The 5086-nt window shown below is 41.3% G+C and carries 3 protein-coding genes; all 3 read left to right on the top strand.

All coding sequences use genetic code 11. The features are described from left to right. Nucleotides 1-1558, top strand: a 1558-nt coding sequence (locus B5J94_RS11880) for a site-specific DNA-methyltransferase (RefSeq protein ID WP_143821993.1), incomplete at its 5' end; no start/stop codon positions are given. Nucleotides 1559-1568: 10 nt separating this feature from the next. Beyond that, nucleotides 1569-4277 (top strand): DEAD/DEAH box helicase, encoded by a 2709-nt coding sequence (locus B5J94_RS11885; RefSeq protein WP_062500981.1) that lies wholly within the window; start codon nt 1569-1571, stop codon nt 4275-4277. 57 nt (nt 4278-4334) lie between these two features. Further along, nucleotides 4335-5036, top strand: a complete 702-nt coding sequence (locus B5J94_RS11890; RefSeq protein ID WP_062500982.1) for a pseudouridine synthase — start codon at nt 4335-4337, stop codon at nt 5034-5036. The last annotated feature ends 50 nt before the right edge of the window (nt 5037-5086 follow it).

Consider the following 5086-nt stretch of genomic DNA (forward strand, 5'->3'; position numbering starts at 1 on the left):
AAGTAGCTGTTTTTTGCCCTTTCATTTACTTAAAAAACAATACGATTTTGTCGCAGACGACAACAAACCCACCAACCGCACTGACAACATCCTGATTCACGGCGACAACTTGACCGCACTCAAATCGCTGCTGCCTGAATTTGGCGGACGGGTAAACTGCATTTACATAGACCCACCCTATAACACAGGCAATGAAAACTGGGTGTATAACGACAATGTGAACGACCCACGCATTCAAAAATGGCTGGGCGAAGTGGTCGGCAAAGAAGGCGAAGACTTTTCACGCCATGACAAATGGCTGTGCATGATTTACCCACGCCTAAAATTATTAAAAGAATTGCTGGCGGATAATGGTGTGATTTTTATCAGCATAGATTTCGCTAACGAAGAGGCTTATCTGAAATGTATTTGTGATGAAATATTTGGCAGAAGTAATTTTATTGGCGAATTTACTTGGGAATCAACAACTCAACCAATCAATTCAGGTTCAGCAAGATTTGGTTTGCAACAAAAATCAGAAGCTATCTTATTTTATGCAAAAAATAAAACCAATCTTAATCAATTCATTTTAAAAGAGGTGGAAAGTGGGTTGCATTATCCGCATGAAGGGCAATTAGGAAAATGCCGTTTTGAAATTATTGAGAAATCAGATGCTGGTGAATATCAACGAGATACAATGAAATTCCCAATTTTAGGATTATATCCACGAGAAGGGAAACGTTGGCAAATTGGTTTAGATACCGCTAATGAATTATTAAAAAATAATAGATTAGAAATTGTTGATGAGCTGGTTAAAAGAGCATTCTATCCAGAAGATGAAATTGATAAACGTAAATTTCAACCCTTTTGGTCTCACTTGCCTGCAAGCCAATTTGGCACGGCACAATCAGGAAAAGAATTGCTTAATACAATTATGGGGAGAGCTGTTGGTTTTGATACAGTAAAACCTGTTGAACTTATTACAGAATTGCTTTCTTATTTTGACAAAAACGCCCTAATCCTAGACAGTTTTATGGGAAGTGGCACAACCGCCCATGCCGTCTTATCGCTGAATCAACAAGATGGCGGAAATCGCCGTTTTATCGGCATTGAAATGATGGATTATGCCGAAACCATTACCGCCGAACGCATTCACCGTGTCATCAACGGCTACGGCACAAAAGCCGAAACGCAAGGCGGAACAGGCGGCGGATTTTCATTCTACACCGTAGGCGAACCGCTTTTTTATGGCGACAATCTCAACCCCACCGCCCCCATTACTGCCATTCGTGAATACATCGGCTACACCGAAGGCATGGACGAGATTTGGCATACAGACAATGGCGTATCGCCACACGCTTTGGGTGTGGCAAATGGCACCGCTTATGTGTTTTATTATCTGCAAAATCAAGTAACCACGCTGGATTTGGCGTTTTTGCAATCTTTGTCGCCAAAAGGATTTGTTCAACGTCCTGAATCTTGGGTGATTTATGCCGACAAAGTGGCATTAAGCCCAGAGCAGTTAAAACAATATCACATTGTTTTTAAACGCATTCCACGAGACATCAGCAAATTTTAAGGGGCAAACCATGGAATTAAAAAGCTACCAACAAAGCGTGATTGACGATTTGCAAAACTATTTGAATTTATTGAACAATCCCAATTTGGGCAGCCTGAACACGATTTTTGAGACTTTTTGGCGTGAGCATCGTTACCCACTTATCAGCCCACCCAAATACCAAAATCACATTCACAACGTGCCGAATGTTTGCGTAAAAGTTCCCACCGCAGGCGGAAAAACTTTTATTGCAGTCAATAGCTTACAGCCTATTTTTAATGCCATTGAATTTTATGGCAACAAACGCCCCAAAATGGTGGTGTGGCTTGTGCCGTCCGAGAGCATTTTGTCGCAAACCCTAAAAAATTTGCGTGATATTTCGCACCCATACCGCCAAAAATTAAATGCCCATTTTGGCGGTGCAAGCCGTGTGCAAATTCTTGATAAAGAACAGGTTTTGCGTGGGCAAAATTTTGATGCCGACAGCGTACAACAAGGCATCAGCATTGTGGTGATGAGTTTTAGCAGTCTAAAATTAAGCAAAAAAGACATAGAAACTTACCACAATAACAGCGATAAATTGATGGGCAAAAAGCGTAATGAAAAACTGCGTGCTTACCGTGAAAACAGCAATTTGGATACTTTTACTGTTTTAGGCGGTACTGATTTATTGTCCGATTACGACAAAACCAGTCTAATTAATGTATTACGCAGTCTTAATCCTGTGCTGATTGTGGACGAAAGCCACCACACCACCACGCCATTGTCGCATGAGATGCTAAACAACCTAAACCCCAGTTTTATTTTGGAATTGACCGCCACACCCAAAGACACCAGCAACATTATCAGCTATGTGAACGCCCATTCGCTCAAACAAGAACAAATGGTTAAATTGCCTGTGATTGTCAGCAAACAGCACAGCCAAGCCGATGTGATGATGTCGGCTTTAACCTTGCGTGCCAATTTGGAAAACATCGCCCAAAATGCCAAAAAATCGCACAACGCCCCCTATGTTCGTCCCATTATCCTGTTTCAAGCCGAACCCAAAACCAAAGACGACAACGCCACTTTCGCCCATATTAAAAATGAATTGTTAAAAATTGGCATTCCTGAAAATCAAATCGCCATTAAAACAAGTGAAATCAATGAATTGAAAAATGTGGATTTGTTGTCAAAAGAATGTGAAATCCGCTTTGTGATTACGGTAAATGCCCTAAAAGAAGGTTGGGATTGCCCATTTGCCTATATTTTGGCAAGTTTGGCGAATAAATCGTCTGTGGTTGATGTTACGCAAATTGTCGGGCGAGTGTTACGACAGCCTTATGCCCAAAATCACCCGTCGCCGATTTTAAACGCCAGTTTTGTGTTTACTGCGTCTGATAAATTTGATGAAACGCTGCAATCGGTTGTCAAAGGCTTGAACATGGCAGGGTTTAGCGAAGATGATTATCGCCTTGCCACGCCAAGCGAAGCACCGCCACAACCGACACCAAGCAATCCCACCGATGATTTGTTTTCGCCACAAAATCAAAATATTGAAGAAAATAAAGATGATGTGATTTTGCCGCAAGATTTTGTTTTCAGGCAGCCTGAACAGACACAAAATGCGGTTTTTGAAAACAATCCAGTTGCCCAAATGGTTGAAACTTTGCAAAACCAAGCAAGCCAAATCGCCCAAAATTACCAAGAAAAAACCGCCCAAAACAAAACACCGTTGCCCAACGAATTGCAAGGAAAAACCAATATGGCAAAAATGCGAGACGAATTTGTTTGCAAAGCGAATGAATTAAAATTGCCACAATTTTTTATTAAGGCAGAATTATCGGATTTATTTAAAACAGATAATAAATTGGTTTTATTGGATAAAGCCAATTTGCTTATGGATTTAAAATTGGCTGGCGAAAATTGCAATATTGATTTTGGCAACATCAGCGAGACGGTATATCAAGGCGATATTGATGAAAATGGCATGGTGCAATTTCAACCTTTAAAAGGACGAGACAAAAAACAACTGACTGAATTATTTGCTAATTATTCAGACAAAAGCCAGCAAGATACTTTGGTGCAAAATCTGTTTGATTTGGGTAAAAAGTCATTTTATCCAATTGGCGATGATGATGTGAAAAATTATTTTCGCCGTGTTGTGGAGCAAATGAGTGGCGAGCAACGCCAGCATTGTTTTGCAAACATTCATCAATATTTCAATCAAATCAAAACCAAAATCAACCAAATCAGCAATGAATTTGCCGAAAAAGAGTTTAATAAACGTTTGGATATTTATGAAATTATCCTCGCTCCGAGTTTTGTATTTCCCACAGAAATCAGCCCAAGCGAATTTGCGACACCACTTGTAGGCAGTCTGTACGACAAAGAAGGCAAAATCAGCACGTTTGAAAGCAAAGTTCTACAAAGAATTTTAAATCATGATGACATTCATTTGGCATTTTGGCACAGAAATTTGGAGAAAAAAGGCTTTTATATCAATGCTTTTTTAAATCATTATCCCGATTTTATTTTACTAACCCAACAAGGCACGATGGTTTTACTAGAAACCAAAGGCAACCAGCTAGACGGTAGCGACAGCCAAGCCAAAATCCGTGCAGGAAAACTTTGGGAACAAAAAGCCAATGCGATGGGCGATGGGCGAAAATACAAATATTTGATGGTGTTTGAAACCGAAGAAAAATTGGCAGGGGCGTATTCGGTGGCAGAGATGCTAGATAGGTTGAAAAATTGGTAGTTTTTGTATAGTCAGCCCAAATATGCTACACTAATCCTTTTATTTGACAAAAATGCCATGAGACTAGATAAATTTTTAAGTAAAGCCACTGAACTGTCTCGCAGTGAATGCAAAAAAATCCTGCACCGTGGCGAGATTACGATAAACGATGAAGTCATCAAAGACGGTAGCGTACATATCCAAGCCGATGATGAAGTGTTGTGGGCAGGTGAGCCGTTATCGGTGGCGGACGGTAGCCGTTATATTTTGCTCTATAAGCCAGACGGCTTTGAATGCACCCTAAAAGCCAAAGAATACCCCATTGTTACTGAGCTGATTGCCGTACCCGAAGTGGCAAGTTTGCGTATCGCAGGACGGCTTGATGTGGACACCACAGGGGCGTTACTACTCTCCGATGACGGAGCATGGCTACACCGAGTTACTAGCCCCAAGCGTCATCAGCCCAAACGCTATGAAATCACGCTTGCCGACCCGATGACCGCAGATGAACAAGCCCACGCCATAAAACAAGTGGCAAACGGTATCTTGCTAGAAGGCAACAGCGAAAAAACCCGCCCTGCCGAGCTGTCGTTCATAGACGAGACCCACGCCACACTTATTTTGACCGAAGGCAAATATCATCAGGTCAAACGCATGATGGCGTATTTTGGTAATAAAGTGATAGAGCTACACCGAGCCAGCATTGGTACGATTACGCTAGACGGGCTTGAAATGGGCGAATGTCGCTTTTTGACGGATGATGAGATTGGGCAGTTTTGATTGATGTGCCTAACAAACTTGATATTTACCACGGATTTGTAGCAACTGTA

Origin of the sequence: Moraxella lacunata, from assembly GCF_002027545.1 — a bacterium.
GTDB classification, from domain to species: domain Bacteria; phylum Pseudomonadota; class Gammaproteobacteria; order Pseudomonadales; family Moraxellaceae; genus Moraxella; species Moraxella lacunata.